Genomic DNA, 18,069 nt, shown 5'->3' with positions numbered 1-18,069 from the left:
AGTTTCAACTGAGCCGGCCATGAGAGGAATAGCAGGTAACGATCGTGTCTCAAACATAACAATGTTCTTAATGATACCTTTCTGCTCGTTATCGTTTTGCCTGCCCCCTTTTACCTGGTTTGCAGCTTTTCTGAAAAGAACGGCAGCATTTTCATTTCAATGCGTTCGCCTATCCGGTTCAAATGGTCGCCCTGGTACTCTTCATAAGCATGTTCAATCTTGTAATTATCAAGTAGCTGGTGCAAAGTTTTGAGGTTGCTTGCAATAGGCTGATCCCGGTCCCCCGCATCGAACGCAATACCTTTAAGTTGTTTCAAATTGGAAATGTACTGGTCGATTGTCGTCAAACCCAGGTTAGCCGTCCATTTGGTTTCGGTTTGTGGTTGGTATTTACCGTTTTCAACTACCTGATCGGTATAAAAAGGCGGTTTCAACGGATTAGGCGACCATGCTGCCGCATATGCAAATGCTGCCTTTGTTGAAAAATCGGCCTTGGCAAAATCGGCGGGCTCTTTGACAGCCTCAATTTTCGCCAAAGACTCTGCGGACCGCTCTGCACCCGGTGCCAGGCAGCACGGGCTCAGCAAATAGATGCTCGAAAAAACCTCCGGGTGCCGCTCCCCGATCCGGATCGTGCCATATCCTCCCATCGAATGGCCCGCGAGCCCGCGACTCGAAGCCTTTGGTACCGTGCGATAATGCTGGTCAATGTAGCTGACGAGCTCTTTAGCGACAAAATCCTCCCAATTGCCGGTGGTGATGGAATTGGAATAATAACTCCCGCCGCTCCGGGTATACGCATTAGGTGTGACGATAATCATTTCATTTACCTTACCTGCCGCAAATACCTGATCGACAATCACGGGCATGTTAATCCAATGCTTTACCAATCCATACCATTGCGCATCGGTATCCGTAAAACCATGGAGCAGATAAATGACCGGATAGCGCCGCTTCGTATCTTTTTTATAACTGGGAGGTAGATAGATCGAAACATCCGGATCGGCAGAATTGCCTTCGAGGTTACCCTCCAGTCCTTTTCCGTGGACCTTGATACGTTCTATTGAGCCCAGGAGGGGATTTTGTGCGGATAATAGCGATGAAGCGCAAAGGAAAATGAGCATCGCAGCCGGTAACAGTTTTCTATGCATGGACGAAAGCATTCTTTGTGTTTTATCAACAAAGTCATGCGATGCAGGCCTCTACCGTGTTGCCGCGTTTGAAAATTGTTCCATGATGTTATGCAACAAAAACTTTCAACCCATTCACTGGCGGCAGCGGCGCCCGGCTTATTTTCTTTTTGCAAAATAGTTTTTCAGGTCGCGGTAAATGTTGCCGGGATAGAGCGTAATCCCGTAGCTATAGTAAATTCCCGAAAAATGCTTGCGGAAGTAGCCGTTGGAGAAAGCATTGCGGTAACCCAGTTGTACGTCGAGCCCGCCCCAGTTGGTAACGCGGTATTCGCCATAAATGCCGACCTGACAAGGCACGAAATGAAAGTTCCTGTTTCGGATGGAGGCATCATTGGACAACTGTCGATAATGCGCTGCCTCCTGGCCGACACCGAGTTCGACGGGCACCGAAAGTATCCATTTGTTATTCCGTATCACCGGATACCAATAAGCGAAACTGATAAACTGGACATCGGTTTTGGTGTAGTAAGAAAGGTTCACAGCCTGTGATAACTTCTTGTGCCAGTTGATCAGCCTTTTGGACGCATCGTAACCTAGCCAATAGTAGCCGACCGTGATTTTGTGATTTTTTTCACCAAAGCCAAGCCCCGTCAGGGCACCGTTGATCCTTACCTGCCGCCCGTCAATGAATGTGCTTCTTGAATCCAGGCTCAAAATGAAACGGGGATTTTTATTGACAGCGGCGGAGTCCATCGCCTCGCCGGAGACTTGGAAGGCAAACAGAAGCAGGCCCATGATACTCCATGCTGCAGTTTGAGCTTTACAGATACTGGTCGAGAATACTTTCATAAAAAGATACTTTCAAGCCCGTTTTTTGCAGGTGTCAGGGCTTAATCACCTTGTTCAGCGCCGTCGGTATCTGAAATAAATCGTAATCCTGATCGTAAACGAGGTATTTGTTATACCAAACCGGCGAGAATTTTTCCTTATAGTCTCTCAGGCCTTTGTAATGCGAAAACGCCCGAATCTTTTCATAGGCGAATTTCATCGATCTTTCGGGGAAGTTCCGTGGCCCATCGATGCCAGACAGCGGCGCAAATCCCAGATTGACAGTGTCATAACCTAGTTCTTTAAGATATTGGAACATTTCAACGGTGATGAAATCTATAACGCCATTCGGGGCATCTTTAGTCTTGCGGATCAGGTCGTAAGTGGCTTCTCCCTGTGCATAGTCAGGAATGATATTGAGGAATGCGATGATCTTTTTTTCAGCGTCTTCGACCGTGATCACGGTTTGCATTCGAAGTTCGTCGGGCAGGAACATACCCTGTGAAAAAACGATTTCGGACCGGCCAGTTTCCGTAAGCCACTCATCCGAAACCGCCGCGAGCTTTTTCAACAGGTCGTCGCTGAGCGGGGCTTGATAGATATTGCTGTGACAACCGCTGTCTGTTATTTTTTTCAATGCGTTTCGGATGGATTTTTTCGATCCGCCGCTCAGGCTGAAAAGGGTCAGGTCCATCACACCCTCCTGGCCCAGGATCAGGTTTCTTTTTCCAGCGAAGATGCCAAGGCATTCCTCAGGCACCCGGTAATAAACACTTTTCAACCCGCTTTCAAGGCAATAACGGTCGAATAGCCGGATGCAATCCCCGGCTCTTTCCGCTGGTCCCACGGGCCCTTCCAGTGCAATGGCGTAGTTTCCCGCCACGCGGTACGCGATAAAGCTGTCGGCTTGCTCTGCCCTGAAGATGATTTTATCCGGGTAGCATTTAAAATAATCGAGCGGTGAGTTTCCATATGTTTTCACATGCTGCTTTGCCCATTCCAGGTCGGCGGCGCCGGTGGTCGCTTTGATGATGTAGGGCCTTACCAGGGTGTAAACCAGGAACCCGACGCACAAGAAACCGCTGATATGGAGCGAATACAGGAAATCTCTGGCGAACTGATCCTGTGGCTCGAGGTCGCTGCTCCCGACCAGCAGAAAATTTTGAAGAGTATACGTGGCAGCGCTTGACCAGCTGAAATCGATGTTGAAATGCTTTTGGTCCAAAAAATAAAATCCGAGAAAACCATAGAGCAATACCGCAAAACAACTCAAAAACGTGGTCTGGATACCAATGATACCCAACCTGGGATTGTTTTTGATATAATATTCTTTTCTGGAGATTACCAGGATCACCAGTACGGCCGATGCAAAGATGGCTTCTTCATAATCAATTGCTTTTGTCAGGTTGCCAATGATGGAAACCAGACAGAAGGCGACCGCGAAAAACCAGGCTGTCCGTAAACCTTTCAGCATAAAGGCAGCGGTTACCAGTAAAAACAGGCCGGTGATCAACACGAAATAATTGGATACCGTGATGGCGTCCAGCGGCAAAAAGCCTTTAATGAAATGCAGCCGCTGGCTGATCGCAGGTGTTAGTACCGAAATGATATTGACCATTCCTAAAAGAAGCAGCAATAACGCCGGAAATACACGCATCAATAACCGGTTGATCTTCAATAAAAAGCTGGCAGCGCCAGCGACTAACGGCAGCCAGAATTCAAGGAAACGGTAAAAGAATGTGATGGAGATCGCACCTGCGTCGGTAAACCCAAAGCGGATCAGCACATAGCTCATTGAAACCTCTATAGCACCCATTCCACGCAAAAACGGCGAGGCAATCAAGAAAACCACGGCGATGATGTAGCTCATGGAAGCTGCCAATAACGACGGGTCCATCCGCAGGGCGAGCATGGCAATGTAAATATGGGCGATGCCGGTCAATTCGATGAGTATGCTGTAAAAAACAGTGAGGGCGAAATGGTTTTTGTTGATCCTGTTGATATGCAGGTTCTCCAGATATGCTTCGGCAGCTGGCAGGAATCGGATCATTTGGTGGTAAAGGCGCCCGCGCGAAATGGTGGAATTATAAAGCTGATATAGCGCTGTCACCAGTATCAGTACAGCTGCCAATGCAAGCCAATCGCTGGCACCAATACTGGCTTTAAAGACCGAGACTAGGAAAACCGGAAGGGCAACCAGCACCACTGAAAGTATGCCCACAAATGCATAGATAGAGGAAGCAAAATGGATCTCCGACTTGCTGAGCCCTTTTTTTTCAATGGAAGACGTAAAAAATGCCAGTGATGAAATGCCTCCCGCCGGCAGGAAAACACTTACGAAATTACGTTTTAAAAAGAGCAGGACTGCATCGCCGAGCCGGATCTTGTGCCCGGTTACGGCCGCGAACGAAGCAACATACATGAGTCCCTGAAGAACAATATAAACTACCACGAGGGCAGTCCCGGCCGCAAGCCATTCCCATCTGGACGCTAGAAGGATATGCCTGACATGATGCAGCTCGGTTTCTTCGTGACGGACAAACCAGATCCCCATGCCAATGAAGAATACGGTAAAGATGTATTGGCCAATGATTTTGACGTTTTCACGAAGAAAAACGATGCTTTTGTGACTCGAAAACCCGCCGGGTGACATGCTGATAGCCATGGATCGTGTGGTTATTTTCCTTTAAGCGGATAATCCTGTAACCGGGCAAAAGAATACCCCTGCTTTCGCAGCTGCGGGACAATTTTTTTCAGGGATTCAAATGTATTCCATTCCGGGTGATTGAAATGCATGATGATCAATGCGCCGGGCCTCACGTGTCCAAGGACGCTTTGCTCGATGGTTTTCACAGGAGTAAATGGTACCGCGTCGCCGGACAGGACATCGAAGCTGATCATGGTAACGCCAAGATGCCGGGCGATTTTGGCACAGGCTTCGTCGGTAAATGCCGTAGCGGAACGAAAAAAGAGGGGCCGGCGGCCTGTGATTACTTCGATTTTGCGCTCATTTGCTTCTATTTCATCAAAAGCGTCGGGGATGTCGGGTGTTCCCTTGATACCGTATTCGCTTTCGCCGTCTACGGAGCATGGTCTGTGGTTCAGGCCATGGTTTTCAATTTCAAATAACGGATTTTTGCTCAATTCCAAAAACGTGCTGTAATTGGCGTCGATCCATTTGCCGGTCACAAAAAGCGTTGCGGGAATCCGTTGCTCTTTCAGATAGTTGATCAGTTCGGAATCGTACTGGCTTCCGTGTGGTCCGCCGCAGGCGTCGAACGTCAGCGCAATGATTTTTTTGTCTGTAATGATATCCTCGTCGACCCCTTTTACAAATTCCCCCCAGCTTCCCGGCAATGTATGCGCGAACTCACGGTCGACCTGGTCTTTTTTTCGGATATAGGATGAATCCCGATAAAGTCCGTGAAGGAACTGGTCGTTCAACAGAGCGGTTGGTTGGGCATGAACGGGGTAAATCAGTAAGAAATATGACAATGACAGCAAATATTTCATCGCGATGGTCTGTTGGATTATGATCAAAACTGACTGTAAAATGTCCCGGCTTCCGCCAGTGCGTCGTGGCAGATACGGGTAACCCTTCTGACTATTTTTTCTGAATCGACGTCCGATAAGTCTTTTTTTTCCAGGTCGTCCAGCTCTTCACCCAGTATTTCATCAAGCCCCATGATCGAAATGCTGGCTTTCAGGTCGTGCGAAATGCGTCTGATTTCCGCATGGTCCCGCTGGTCTGTAGCTTGGCTTAGCAGTGCGAGTTGTTTGGGAACGAGGTCAAGGAACTGGCCAGTAACCAGTTTCTCGTACTCCTGGTCGCCGCTGCTGATCTCTTTCATATAAGCGAGATCAATAATCTTAAAATCGTTGGCGATGCCAGGTAGCTTTTCGGCCATGGGTGGATCCGGCGTTTCGAGGAAAAGGGAGAATATCCTGCGCAAATCGGCCTCCCTCACCGGTTTCGATACGTGGTCATTCATGCCGTAGCTGATGCATTTTTCCTTTTCGCCGGCCATCGCGTTGGCTGTCAGGGCAATGATCGGCGTATGCAGTTTCAATAGGTGCCTGATCTGCCAAGCGGCTGTGTAGCCGTCCATATCGGGCATTTGTATATCCATCAGGATCAGGTCGAAGTGCTCTTTCTCCAATAGACTGAGCGCCTGTTTCCCATTGCCGACGATCGAATAGGGTAGTCCGAATTCCTGCATAAACCGGGCCATCAGCCCCTGGTTGATCGGGTTGTCCTCCGCAATCAGCACTTTTTTTTGAGTCAGGAGCAGGTTTTCAGGCTTTGAATCTGTTGGAATTGTGACTTCCTGGTTTTCGCCCGTAAGATAGGGAAGTGTTACAAGGACTGAGGTGCCCGAACCCAGTGTACTGCGTACACCAATATGGCCATTTTGCAGATAAACCAAATCCCTCACAATGGAGAGGCCCAGGCCGGTGCCGCCGAATTTGCGTGTGGTAGAATCCTCGGCCTGCCGAAACCTTTCAAAGATGGTTTCCAATTTTTCCGGTGCGATACCGATGCCGGTGTCTGTGATTTCAAATGAAACCTCAAGATATTCCCGATCGATAGGATGCGCATGGATGTCGAGTGTAACTCTGCCTGCAAATGTAAATTTGACTGCGTTACCAATCAGATTGACCAGGATCTGTGTAAGCCGGGTAGCGTCGCCGACCAGCGTTTCGGGCATATCACCCGGCATATTCAGTGTCAGGGCAAGTCCTTTTTCATCCGTTTTATGTCGAAACATCGCCATTACTGAACTCACCAGAATGCGCAGGTCAAAAAGTACCTGCTCAATGCGCATCATGCCCGACTCGATTTTGGAAAGATCAAGTATGTCATTCACGATAGACAGCAACGTTTCTCCCGACTGATGCACTGTTGCCAGATGCAGTTGTGCATCGTCATCCAGCTTTTTCTTTTGGAGTAAGTTGGTATATCCCAATATAGCATTCAGGGGCGTCCTGATTTCGTGACTCATGTTGGCGAGAAAATTCTCCTTGACAAGAACGGCCTCTTTCAGTTTTTTCTCGCTGGTATTAAGCTGCCGGATCAGCTCAGCCTGTTTTCGCATGCGGTTAACGATGATGAAAAATACCGCCGTGAGCAAGAAAAGCACGAGCACGATGATGTAGAGATTCCAGTTCATCACCTTTTGCCCGCTACGGTCCACCACTTTGAGTTTTTGGGCAAGCGTCATACGCCCGGTGGTATCGATCCGGAGCATCAGGCTGGTAATTTGTTCGGATAGCTGCAGTGCCTTGTGGCGGGCGATCAGATTTTCCGGGATTGGTGCACGGACCTTATAGAAACTGTCGACCAATTGGTTGCTGAATGTAATTTTTTGCCCGATCAGCAAGGCTAGCTCGCGCCCCTCTTTCAGGGATGCGTTCGACTTTTTCAGTGCTTCGGCATCTTCCCTGAGCTTTGAGATGCCTGTTTCGAAATCCCTTAACTTGCTAGAGTCGCCGGAGGTTGTGGCGATTTTGATGCTATTATCCAGCAGTAAAAGATCTTTCTGCAGTCCAACCATTTCTTTACTGAGCTTATATTCCTGAAGAAGGCTTTCATTGCCGCGGATCAACTCTTTCACATTGGAACGTGTCACGTATTGCACTGCTACCAAAGCAATGATGCCGACGACAAAACCAGTGGTAATGTAAACGATAAGTGTCCTGATTCTCATAGAAAGCGCCTTTAAACTGGGTACTTGAAACGGCTGATTGCAGTTATAAATTTAAAGATGCCCTTTTGGTCGCGCAATATTCAAAAGCCGGAAAGCACTAATTGGTCGGTACAAAACGGAAAACTGTCGGTAAAATCTGCCAGTTCATCTATAAAATGCGGAGACGCTGGTTCAGCGCAGAGCGGTAGGTATCGGCTACCGGGACCATTTTCTTATTGATGATCAGCGTGCCGCCTTCAATGGTGTCGATTTTTCCGACCTGGATAATGAACGACCGGTGTACTCTCATAAAGAGCGATTCCGGCAGTTTGCTTTCTACTTCTTTGAGGGACGAATGGACAGAATAAAACCTGTCATGAGTATAGAGCTTCACATAGTCGCCCATTGCTTCCGCGTACAGGATCTCGTCGATTTTAAGCCTGCGTACAATATTGGAGTCGCGTATAAAGATGAATGAATTGTCGTGGACCGTCACTTCCTGCTTTTTGCTCTTATAAATCTCCCGTGCTTTTTCAATGGCTTGTAAAAACCGGGCAGTTGTGACTGGCTTGGTGATATAGTCGGCCACATTCAGTTCGAATGCTTCCGCTGCGTATTCCTTTTTAGAGGTGGTGAAAATGATGATCGGGTTTTTGCTGCCCAGGCTTTTCACCAGCTCAATGCCTGTCATAGCCTCCATCTCGATATCAAGCAGCAGTAAATCGACAGGTTCGTTCATGATCATCTGGTAAGCTTCCACGGCACTTTCGCATTCTCCCAGTAATACCAGGCTTGGATCTTTGCGCACAAGTTGTTTCAGGGTCGTCCGGGCAATGATGTTATCGTCGATGATGAGGCAATTCATGGTGTCGAGTATGCTTTGCAGGGGTTTATAGCCATGTAAAGAAAGCAATTATAAAGATACTTCAGGGGAGTTCGCCGACCCATTTTGCCTTTCTGCCTATTTGGTATTTCAGGTTTTTTGCTCTTGAACTAGCTTTGAACCAATCAATTACCAGAAACAAAAAAGCAAATCACAATGAAAAAATTAATCGCATCCGCCATTTTAATGTTCGCAACCGTTGCTACTGTTCAGGTTAACGCGCAAACCCTCGCCAAAGAAACAAGAAAGGAAGCCAGAGCAGAGAAATTGAGTACAAAAAAAGAATCCGGCCATAAGACTTCTGACGGGGTAGGAGTTCTGACAAAGGATCATTTTTACAGCGATTTCGGGGATGTTGCCAATGTGAAATGGTCCAGGGGCAGCGCATTCGACGAGGCATCGTTTATCAAAGATGGTAAGCCGGTTACAGCTTACTATGACTATTCTTCCAAACTAGTAGGTACCACCAGCATCAAGAAATTCTCCGACCTTCCGGCAAAAGCGCAGAAAGAGATCAAAAAACGTTATGCCGATTACACCACCGGAGCGGTTGTCATGTTTGAAGATAACCAGGCCAATGATACCAAAATGATGATGTTCGGAACACAGTTTGAAAATGCCGACCATTACTTTATTACCGTCACCAAAGGCAACAAAGAGATCGCCCTGATGATTTCCACAGATGGTAATGTTTCTTATTTCAAAAAAATATCCTGATCCAAAAGCACTTCATCAATAATTACAACTCCCGCACAGCCACACGCGGGAGTTTTTTGTATCTTATCGCCCATTCCAAAATCAAATCCTTTTTGACGGTGCTATGAAAAAAAGTGTTGCCGCTGCCTTAGGAATCCTTGCAATTTCAATTGTTACGGGCGCTTTTTACAGTTTCAAGTCATCCAAAGCCGCCTGGAAAACAGGTGTCGCACTTTACTCGTTTAACAGGTTTTCGTTTGGCGAAGCATTAAGTAAGGCCGACAGCGCCGATGCGAAGTATATCGAGTCTTTTTTCTTTCATCAGTTGGGAAAGGATTTTAACGGTCACACGATCCCGAACCTGCCCGACGAAGAGATCACAAAAATGAAAGGACTGATTGCGGCAAAGGGGTTGACCATGAAGTCGCTCTATGCAGGCAATGGGAAAAACTCCGGAGAGTGGGAGGCTAATTTTATTTTCGCCAAAAAGATGGGCATCGAATTCCTGAGCTGCGAGCCCGAAAAAAAGGATTGGGACCTTATTGACAGTCTTGCCGGAAAATATAAAGTGAAAATAGCCATCCACGAGCACGGCAAGGGGTTGAGTTATTACTGGCATCCCGATTCGGTGGTGGCGGCCATGAAGGGGCACCCCAACATCGGTGCCTGCGCCGACCTCGGGCACTGGGTGCGCAGCGGGCTGGACCCGGTGGAATGTCTGCGGAAGCTGCAGGGCAAAATCCTGGCAGTCCACGTGAAGGATCTCGACACATTCAACCATATTAAAGCAAACGACGTTGTCGTCGGAACGGGTGTACTAGACTACCCGGCTATTGTACGGGAACTGGACAGGCAGAATTTCTCGGGCATTGCCTACATCGAACGTGAAGCGAACTGGGATCATAATATGGCCGATGTGAAGGCTGCACTGGCATATTTGGGGAAGCTGAAAAAATAGTGCCAGGGGTTTGGGTAACTGACCACCCGGTAGCCGATCATTTTCAATCTTCAAAAACCGACAATGAACAGATCTGAAAAAATAAATGAAACGCAGCGGCGGATATTGGACAAAGCGCTGGAGATGTTCAATGAAAAGGGGATCGAGTATGTCGGCATGAGGGAACTGGCGGGCGAGCTCGGCTTGCGGATCGGCAACCTCACGTATTATTTCCCTACCAAAGACGACCTTGTTTTCAGTCTGACGGAGGCGTATTCAGCGTCCAATTTCCAGGTCCACAAGGATAACCCGGTCAAAAGCCTCTATGATTTTCTCAAAAAAAACAAGCTTCTGTTCGAGAACGGCCTTCGATATAAGGCATTGCTGCTGAGTATGGTACACCTCATTGAGCAGAATCCTAAAATTGCCGCCAGTTATGAACGGGCTGAAACTGTGCGCCAGGGCGGATTGCATCAGGACATCAGCCTGCTTGCTAAGAACAACTACCTCAAATTCAAATCGGAAGCCGAGCAATTGCTGATCGTGTCGACCAATAGCCTGCAAAATAGATTCTGGATGTCGGAAGCCGTACTCTCGGGCAACCGACACCGCCTGGAAGATGAGATGAACCATTATCTGGGCCTGAAAGCATTTTTATTCACGCCTTATGCGACGCAAAGCGGCCTGACGGATATTGAGCGGTTTCTCAGGGAGCTGCATGCGGTTTAATCCCCTTCCATCCCCAGTTTTTCACGTACTTCTTTTTCCGTGCCGCAAATGAAATGTTTGTCGCCGTTCTTAAGGATAAGCAGGCTGAACCTGAAATCCGCATCAGGTACGATTTCCTCAATTTCGCTGTCAGAGATCTCAATTTGGGCAGACTCATCTTCTTTGAACTTAAAAACCCCGGTTGTAGCCATCTTAAGTTTTTGATTTGGTATACTGTCATGATCGTATGATGATTTTCATGCCTGCTCTTTCATAGCCAAATGGCGGGAAGTTTTTGCCACAGGCAAGGAGTCGTCCCGGCCGACCTTCATATTGTTTTCCAAGACCGGGGTTGCCCAGACCTGAGGATAGGAACCAAAAAAATTTGCGACCGAACCGGCCTTTATTCTCAAGCCTCTTCCCTGTTCGCGTACTTGTGTTTCAAAAAAAGCATCACAATATTTAATGTAAGCGAAAGTGCATTGGTTGCGATGATGGGGACATCTTTTTTTTCAATGCCATAATACATCCACAGACCATTTCCTGCCAGCAGGACAATAAACATAAAAGTGGAAACTTCGGCAGCCTGTTTCTTTCGAATGGTGGTGACCACCTGAGGGATCAAAGATGAAGAAGTACATGCACCGGCTGCGATGCCTATGATCTCGGTAAAATCCATGGGTGGGTATTCTGAAAATGTTTGGGCTACAGCCATCCTAAAATCATGCCCCGTTTTTCGGGAGTGCCTGCTTTCGCGAAATTGCTATGTAACCAATGCTCTCGATGTCATGTCTATCGACCATCTTTCCGATGTCAACATGATCGACCCATACGGGGCGGCTCCTAACGTCAGACCCACCTGCGCCAAAACCTGACCGAATGTAGCCCTTTCGTACAGGCTGGACCCAAAGGGATTGCGTTTGCGAAAAGTTCAGGACCAATATCGGGCCGGTGCGGGAGTATGTGCTATTGCGGTTGCGGGTAAAGAAAAGAGTTTTCAGAGGCAGATAGTCAGTGCTTTCAAAGCTGCCAGCCACGCGATGAGCGACAAACCGATCCGAAAATAATTGGCAATGATCCAAAGTGACGCCAGGCTGCCCGATTCTTCGGGCTGATGTTCGGCTTTGGCCAATCTGATTATACCGGGAATGAAAAACGCAAAAGTGCTGATCCGTTCAACCAATGCGACCAGTGCTGCGGCAAACCACCAATCATAGCCTGGCAGGGCGGATCGCCACGCAACAAAAATGCCGGATAACGTCAGCAACGTAAGTGGGATCGTCGAGGCATAGGCCCAGAATTTCCTTCCCACATCTGTGGTATGGACCGCCTCTCGGTTGACCTGATAACCCCCGGTTGCCGATTTGCGGAACCACATGGGAAGTATGATCCTGGCTTCGTAGATGCCCGCTCCGGATACGATGCCCAGGTTGAGGACGAAAAGAGTGAGGAGAATTTCAGAAGTTAAACGCATGTTTTTGGCAGTTGCTGATCTGGCCCGGCTTTACGGGGATTGGATGACCGTGCAAACCTAAGTGATTAGCCGCGACAGCGCCTCCAAATGGGAATCAACTGGCGAAAATGAAAGACAAACCTTTCGAAAATGAGACTGACCGTCGTTATATTTACACATGAAAAATCTATACTTCCTGGGCCTAAGCCTGTGCCTGCTGGCTTCCTGTGTTTCAAAAAATGACGAAGATATTCCTGAAACCGCGAAAAATCCACTTGTCGGGACATGGCAGCTGGTACAGGGGACTCTGATAGAGAAAGGGGATACCACGGTGACAAAATATACCGGGAACGTCTCATTCATCAAGATCATCAATGATAGCCACTTTGCCTTTTTGCAGCACGACCTGGCAAAGGGAAGAGACAAAGATTCTGTTTTCGTAGCAGGGGGAGGCAAATATACCCTTGCTGACAGCCTTTACACAGAATACCTCGAATATTGCAGCGCCAGGGAATGGGAGGGCAATAACTTTCCTTTTACCATCAAAATTCAAGGTGACACGTTAATCCAGCGTGGCGTGGAGAAAGTGGCCAACCTGGGCGTAGAACGGATTAATACAGAAAAGTACGTCAGGTTGAAGAAATGATTTCTCAAACAGGTTCCGACTGGTAAAGCGCTCCATTGATACGTCGAGGCGACTTCTACTACGCGGAGCTCCTTGTTCCCAATCGAAATATTTCCGCAGATCGACATTGATCCGTGGACGTCCAAACCAGCTTAAACCAGACCGGAATGCATTAGAAAAGCTGCATCAATATTCCCAGACTGACGGTTTGGCAGACGGCGATCCTGAGTTTCATTGCAGAAGGTCGCTGCTGATTGGAATTCAAGGCAGTAAGATGGTGGGCGACTGGTCTTGTATAGCCATAAACTACTGTTACTATGAGATCGATTGCCCTTTTGCTCTTTTTGGGTGTTGTCACCCCTTCGTTCGCCCAGAAGCCACTATTTAACGGAAAAGACCTCACAGGCTGGGAAACCTATCTGGATAAGGACCAGAAAAACAAAGAGAAAGGGCCGATCGGCCTTAATAAGGACCCGAACAAAGTATTTTCAGTAGTAATCGAAGATGGCGAACCGGCGATCCGGATTTCGGGAGAGAACTTTGGTGCGGTTACCACGCTCGAAAGTTTTGAAAATTATCATTTACGATTGCAATTCAAATGGGGCAAACAAAAGTGGGCGCCCAAGCTGGACCAACCGCGGGACAGCGGGTTGCTTTTCCACAGCGTCGGAGACTACGGCTCTTCATTTCTCTGGAAGGAATCATTCGAATTTCAGGTACAGGAGGGTGACTGCGGGGATTTCTGGGGTGTCATGGATGTGCTTGCCGAGGTAGAAGCCCTCAAAAATGAGAAGGGAAAATATGTTTACAAGAAGGGGGCAGAGCGGGTCACATTCCGGGATAAAACGCCCAATGGCCGTACGTGCCTGAAAGGTTTTGATAACGAATTAAAATCCGGCGAATGGAATACCATCGATCTCTATTGCTTCGGAGGAGTTGCTGTGCATATGATTAATGGCCAGGTCAACATGGTTCTGACGAATACCCGGCACATGGTAAATGGGAAAGAAGAGCCTTTGACCAGGGGCCAGATACAGCTCCAGTCCGAGGGAGCGGAAGTTTTTTATCGAAATTTGGTTTTGGAGCCGATTACGCTCAATGGCTTGCCGGAAGGGATACGGAAACCCTGAACAGGCTACCGGCAGTCTTACGTTCGTTAAAGAAAGATGGGGCTATGCTCTTCAAATTATCAAATTGTTAATATTCAGAATCCCATCAACCGTACATTTTGACGGAGAGTAAATTTGATTTTTAAAACTTACTCACTTACTCAAAATGAAAAACAAGTACGTACTGGTCATTGCACTGACGGCAGTGATGAATGGCTGTGTGATGGACCATTTTCCGCAGAATCCCGTTGAAGAAAATCCTTCTTCATTTCAAGAAGTCGCCGGCATTGATCTGGGAGGTGCCGCGGCTTCCGAAATTTCCGCTTACGATCCTGCTACAAAGCGCCTTTTCACAGTGAACAATGAATCAAAAGCATTGGTCGACGTGCTGGATTTGTCGGCATTCCCCACGATCACAAAGCTCACTCCGATCGACATTTCTGCCCTTGGCGGTGTGGCCAACAGTGTATCGGTTCATGGCGGCATGCTGGCGATTGCCCTGGAAGGAACTAACAAGCAGTCCAACGGAAGCGTGATCGTGGTGAACACGAGTACGTTGGCCCAGATCAGGCAGGTGCCGGTCGGCGCGTTGCCCGACATGGTGACTTTCAGTCCGGATGGAAAGTACATCGTCACGGCCGACGAAGGCGAACCGAGTGCCGATTACGCAAACGACCCGAAAGGCTCTGTTTCGGTTATCAATGTTGCCGACAATTTCAGTGTGAAAACATTGACTTTCGACGCGTTTGCAGGCTCATTCCCGACACTGGCTCAGAAGAGCTTCCGTGTTTATGGCCCCAATGCAAGTTTTGCGCAGGACATTGAGCCCGAGTACGTGGCCATTTCAAGTGATTCTAAAAAGGCGTTTGTAACCCTTCAGGAAAACAACGGGATCGCCGAAGTGGACCTGGAAAACGGTACGATCCTGAAAATTCACCCGCTGGGCACAAGGGACATCAGCCAGCTGGCCAATGCTATGGATCCCAGCGATAAAGACGGCAAAATCTCGTTTGTTACCGCGCCAGTTAAATCCCTGTACCTGCCCGACGCAATATCCTATTTTTCTGTAAACGGCTCTAATTACCTGATCACCGCCAATGAAGGCGATGCTCGCGAATATGCCGCCTTTGATGAGCAGACCCGCGTCGGTTCCGTAAAACTGGATCCTACCGTCTTTCCGAACGCTGCTACGTTGCAGCTTCCTGCGAACTTGGGCCGTCTGCGAATTACCAAGACGCTGGGCGATACGGACAATGATGGCGATTACGATGTACTATATGGTTTTGGCGGACGTGGTTTCAGCATTTTCGACGCCTCGAATATGCAATTGGTTCACGATGCTGATTCGGGAATGGAGCAAAAAGTGGTGGCGGCCAATCTCTACGACGACGACCGGTCCGACGACAAAGGTGTTGAGCCTGAGGGGGTAACCGTTGGGACGATGAATAACAAGCCTGTCGCTTTTATCGCGATGGAAAGGGCGGACGCGATCGGTGTTTATGATATGAGCAACCCGGCAGCCCCGCAGTTTCTTCAGATTATCAAAACCGGAGATGCACCTGAAGGAATATTGTTTATTGCCGCCGATAAAAGTCCGAATGGCAAAAGCCTGCTGGTGACCAGTAACGAAGGCGATGGTACCGTGAAGTTCTATCAAACCAAATAGGGCAAGCGGTTATATAGTCCGAAAGTGGGCCGTTCCTGTCAGGGGCGGCTCACTTTGTGATGTACCTGCATTTCGCGCATTTTCTTTTCAGTAAGATGATTATGCAAACGTCTTTTTCCCGCAAAAGCAAATCAAAAACCAACAAACCATTCACGAAAAATGGCAAATTCACCTGAAGTGATTACCGTAGGGGCAACAATTGACGCACCCATCGAAAAGGTATGGGAAACCTGGACCGGACCCGGGCACATTGTCAAATGGAATGCGGCGTCAGACGACTGGCATACCACAAAAGCTGAAAACGACCCACGTACCGGCGGGGCTTTTTCATCACGCATGGAGGCCAAAGACGGCAGCTTCGGATTTGATTTTGCGGGGATCTATGATGAGGTGATTGATCATCAACTGATCGCTTACACGCTTGGCGATGGAAGAGTCGTAAAGATCACTTTTGAATCTCAGGGCGATCAGACGGTTGTCACGGAAAGCTTCGACGCCGAAAGCGTACATTCGCCTGAATTGCAGAAGGCGGGCTGGCAGGCGATCATGGATAATTTCAAGAAGTACACCGAAAATTTGTAGCAGCTCATCAGTACCTGAGCACGAATGCCGGGTTTTTCATGAACCATTTGCAAGCTTCAAAGTAAGGGGCTTCTTCCCGTTGCTTGGCAGGAACACGTAGCTTTTGCTTCCCACCCAGTGCGCCAGATCCTCACTTTTGAGGGTTTTTCATCCATTTTCAGCTTCATGGCCTCCATGGGATCGGGAGGATCAACTGCATAGTGCTCGGGTTCGTAAGCTTCGATCAGTAACCATGTAAAACCGCTGAAAGAAGTTGCTTAAGAGGTAGGGACAGTTAACTTTGGGGAAAACAAATCAACACATCATGAAAGCAGCCATTGCCCTATTACTAGTACTCCTGTCGGCCACATCCTGGGCACAATTGCCCGCCGCGGATGCGATCAAGACTTCTAAAGGAGATTTGAAAGTGCAGCCACTCAACCATGCGACCCTGGCGCTGACATGGAGCGGGAAAACAATTTATGCAGATCCTTACGGCGGTGCCAAAACCTTCGCGGGAATCGCAGTGCCGGACCTGATCGTCATTTCAGATATCCATGGCGACCATTTCGACGCAGCGACACTGGATGCGCTGGACCTCAGCAAAGCTATTATCATCGCCCCGAAAGCGGTAGTGGATCTGATGTCGGACAAGCTGAAAGCCAAAACCACCGTTTTGAACAATGGCCAGACCATCGAAAAATTAGGTGTTTCCATCACGGCAATCCCTATGTACAATCTTCCGGAGGCTGCCGATTCCAAGCATACCAAAGGAAGAGGGAATGGTTATGTGTTGAAATTTGGCGATAAGTCGGTGTACATCAGTGGAGATACATCCGGTATCCCCGAAATGCGTGCTTTGAAAAACATCGACGTCGCATTTGTTTGCATGAATCTGCCTTACACCATGGATATCAAGGAAGCGAGTTCTGCGGTGCTGGATTTCAAGCCAAAGATGGTGTACCCCTATCATTACCGCGGCCAGAATGGATTCAGCGATACCAGCGCTTTCAAGAAACTGGTCAATGATGGTGACCCTAAGATCGATGTGCGGTTGAAGGATTGGTATACCATTAAATAATAACAGGATTCTGTCACGCAAAAAGACCTTTTCGCCAGCTTCGAAAAGGTCTTTTTGCGTGATAACTGCGTTGTTACTTCTGTTTCAAAACCTGCGGCAAGCCTATTTTTCTGGTTGAAGCCGCAGGTGCATTAATGCCGAGGTTTTTAAGAATATCGGCGGTGAGGTTAGCCGTGGAGTCGCGGGCGTACAAAACGATCGGCCATATTTCCCCGCCATTGGGGTTGAGGTCCATCCGCAGCAGGAATGCATATCCTTTCTGACGCCCCGCAAAGACAATAGCCTCATTGACCTTCTGTTTGATAGGTTCAAATTTTTTGGCATAATATTCCCTCAGTTCGTTCATCGATGTTACTTCGAAATCTTCGTAGGACTTCTTCAGATTCTGAAGTTCTGCGGCTTTATCCCTGAGGATGGCTTCATCGGCCTTTCCGGCAGCCAGTTTTTCGAGCGCATCCGATTTCATTTTGAATTCGTCGTATTTGTCTTTCAGAATCTTATCATACTGCTCCCCCTTTACCACAATTTCCTGGTTGAGCTTTTTAAATTCCGGCAGGTTTTCAAAAATGTGCTGCTGGTCCACATAGCCGATTTTTTGGTCGGTGCCTTGCCCGTAGCTCACATGCAGACAGGTCAGCAAAAAAAGCGATAGTACAGTTAAGTGTCTCATTATGTATGGATTGTTTGTAAAAGGTGAAACTC

General features: G+C 48.1%; 18 protein-coding genes. 8 read left to right on the top strand and 10 right to left on the bottom strand.

The annotated features are described in order from the left end of the window. Window positions 1–110: 110 nt before the first annotated feature. The 6 genes from AC1XUF_RS06195 to AC1XUF_RS06170 all read right to left on the bottom strand — a co-directional run bounded on the left by AC1XUF_RS06195 (window position 111) and on the right by AC1XUF_RS06170 (window position 8,513). On the bottom strand, window positions 111–1,151 hold the full coding sequence (locus AC1XUF_RS06195) for an alpha/beta hydrolase (RefSeq protein ID WP_483340800.1): 1,041 nt from the start codon (window positions 1,149–1,151) through the stop codon (window positions 111–113). Window positions 1,152–1,289: 138 nt separating this feature from the next. Beyond that, complete coding sequence (locus AC1XUF_RS06190) at window positions 1,290–1,982, bottom strand: hypothetical protein (protein WP_483340799.1); 693 nt, start codon at window positions 1,980–1,982, stop codon at window positions 1,290–1,292. A 34-nt stretch (window positions 1,983–2,016) separates the two neighbouring features. Further along, window positions 2,017–4,626: a phosphatidylglycerol lysyltransferase domain-containing protein gene (locus tag AC1XUF_RS06185; protein WP_483340798.1), complete on the bottom strand. Its 2,610-nt coding sequence runs from the start codon at window positions 4,624–4,626 to the stop codon at window positions 2,017–2,019. Between the two features lie 11 nt (window positions 4,627–4,637). Further along, window positions 4,638–5,474: a polysaccharide deacetylase family protein gene (locus AC1XUF_RS06180; RefSeq protein ID WP_483340797.1), complete on the bottom strand. Its 837-nt coding sequence runs from the start codon at window positions 5,472–5,474 to the stop codon at window positions 4,638–4,640. A 23-nt stretch (window positions 5,475–5,497) separates the two neighbouring features. Further along, on the bottom strand, window positions 5,498–7,669 hold the full coding sequence (locus AC1XUF_RS06175; protein ID WP_483340796.1) for an ATP-binding protein: 2,172 nt from the start codon (window positions 7,667–7,669) through the stop codon (window positions 5,498–5,500). 148 nt (window positions 7,670–7,817) lie between these two features. Next, on the bottom strand, window positions 7,818–8,513 hold the full coding sequence (locus AC1XUF_RS06170) for a LytR/AlgR family response regulator transcription factor (protein WP_483340795.1): 696 nt from the start codon (window positions 8,511–8,513) through the stop codon (window positions 7,818–7,820). Between the two features lie 174 nt (window positions 8,514–8,687). Here AC1XUF_RS06170 and AC1XUF_RS06165 point away from each other — a divergent pair, with 174 nt between their 5' ends. From AC1XUF_RS06165 to AC1XUF_RS06155, 3 genes are all read left to right on the top strand, one after another. Beyond that, complete coding sequence (locus AC1XUF_RS06165) at window positions 8,688–9,248, top strand: hypothetical protein (protein ID WP_483340794.1); 561 nt, start codon at window positions 8,688–8,690, stop codon at window positions 9,246–9,248. Between the two features lie 103 nt (window positions 9,249–9,351). Further along, window positions 9,352–10,185 (top strand): sugar phosphate isomerase/epimerase family protein, encoded by an 834-nt coding sequence (locus tag AC1XUF_RS06160; RefSeq protein WP_483340793.1) that lies wholly within the window; start codon window positions 9,352–9,354, stop codon window positions 10,183–10,185. A 63-nt stretch (window positions 10,186–10,248) separates the two neighbouring features. After that, window positions 10,249–10,893, top strand: coding sequence for a TetR/AcrR family transcriptional regulator (locus AC1XUF_RS06155; protein WP_483340792.1), 645 nt, complete (start codon window positions 10,249–10,251; stop codon window positions 10,891–10,893). Here AC1XUF_RS06155 and AC1XUF_RS06150 read toward each other — a convergent pair. The 3 genes from AC1XUF_RS06150 to AC1XUF_RS06140 all read right to left on the bottom strand — a co-directional run bounded on the left by AC1XUF_RS06150 (window position 10,890) and on the right by AC1XUF_RS06140 (window position 12,346). Beyond that, the gene (locus AC1XUF_RS06150; RefSeq protein WP_483340791.1) at window positions 10,890–11,084 is read right to left on the bottom strand and encodes a hypothetical protein; all 195 of its coding nucleotides are present in this window, start codon (window positions 11,082–11,084) and stop codon (window positions 10,890–10,892) included. The genes AC1XUF_RS06155 and AC1XUF_RS06150 overlap by 4 nt on opposite strands. Window positions 11,085–11,281: 197 nt before the next feature. Beyond that, entirely contained in the window at window positions 11,282–11,551 is a 270-nt protein-coding gene (locus AC1XUF_RS06145; protein ID WP_483340790.1) for a SemiSWEET family sugar transporter, read from the bottom strand. Window positions 11,552–11,869: 318 nt separating this feature from the next. Beyond that, complete coding sequence (locus AC1XUF_RS06140; RefSeq protein WP_483340789.1) at window positions 11,870–12,346, bottom strand: DUF1772 domain-containing protein; 477 nt, start codon at window positions 12,344–12,346, stop codon at window positions 11,870–11,872. A 157-nt stretch (window positions 12,347–12,503) separates the two neighbouring features. Between AC1XUF_RS06140 and AC1XUF_RS06135 the strand changes: the two genes are divergently transcribed. The 5 genes from AC1XUF_RS06135 to AC1XUF_RS06115 all read left to right on the top strand — a co-directional run bounded on the left by AC1XUF_RS06135 (window position 12,504) and on the right by AC1XUF_RS06115 (window position 17,367). Continuing rightward, the gene (locus tag AC1XUF_RS06135; RefSeq protein ID WP_483340788.1) at window positions 12,504–12,971 is read left to right on the top strand and encodes a hypothetical protein; all 468 of its coding nucleotides are present in this window, start codon (window positions 12,504–12,506) and stop codon (window positions 12,969–12,971) included. Between the two features lie 296 nt (window positions 12,972–13,267). Further along, window positions 13,268–14,080 carry a 3-keto-disaccharide hydrolase gene (locus AC1XUF_RS06130; protein ID WP_483340787.1) on the top strand — a complete coding sequence of 271 codons (813 nt, stop codon included), beginning with the start codon at window positions 13,268–13,270 and terminating at the stop codon, window positions 14,078–14,080. Between the two features lie 145 nt (window positions 14,081–14,225). Continuing rightward, entirely contained in the window at window positions 14,226–15,725 is a 1,500-nt protein-coding gene (locus AC1XUF_RS06125; protein WP_483340786.1) for a choice-of-anchor I family protein, read from the top strand. Between the two features lie 159 nt (window positions 15,726–15,884). Then, complete coding sequence (locus AC1XUF_RS06120) at window positions 15,885–16,307, top strand: SRPBCC family protein (protein ID WP_483340785.1); 423 nt, start codon at window positions 15,885–15,887, stop codon at window positions 16,305–16,307. 304 nt (window positions 16,308–16,611) lie between these two features. Then, window positions 16,612–17,367 (top strand): MBL fold metallo-hydrolase, encoded by a 756-nt coding sequence (locus tag AC1XUF_RS06115; protein ID WP_483340784.1) that lies wholly within the window; start codon window positions 16,612–16,614, stop codon window positions 17,365–17,367. A 73-nt stretch (window positions 17,368–17,440) separates the two neighbouring features. Here AC1XUF_RS06115 and AC1XUF_RS06110 read toward each other — a convergent pair whose 3' ends face one another. Then, window positions 17,441–18,037 (bottom strand): OmpH/Skp family outer membrane protein, encoded by a 597-nt coding sequence (locus tag AC1XUF_RS06110; protein WP_483340783.1) that lies wholly within the window; start codon window positions 18,035–18,037, stop codon window positions 17,441–17,443. Between the last annotated feature and the right edge of the window lie 32 nt (window positions 18,038–18,069).

The sequence above is a fragment of the Dyadobacter sp. HNCC25DJ185 genome, from assembly GCF_056895195.1.
Note: the sequence above shows the minus strand (reverse complement) of the source record. Positions and strands in the feature narration are given on the sequence as shown.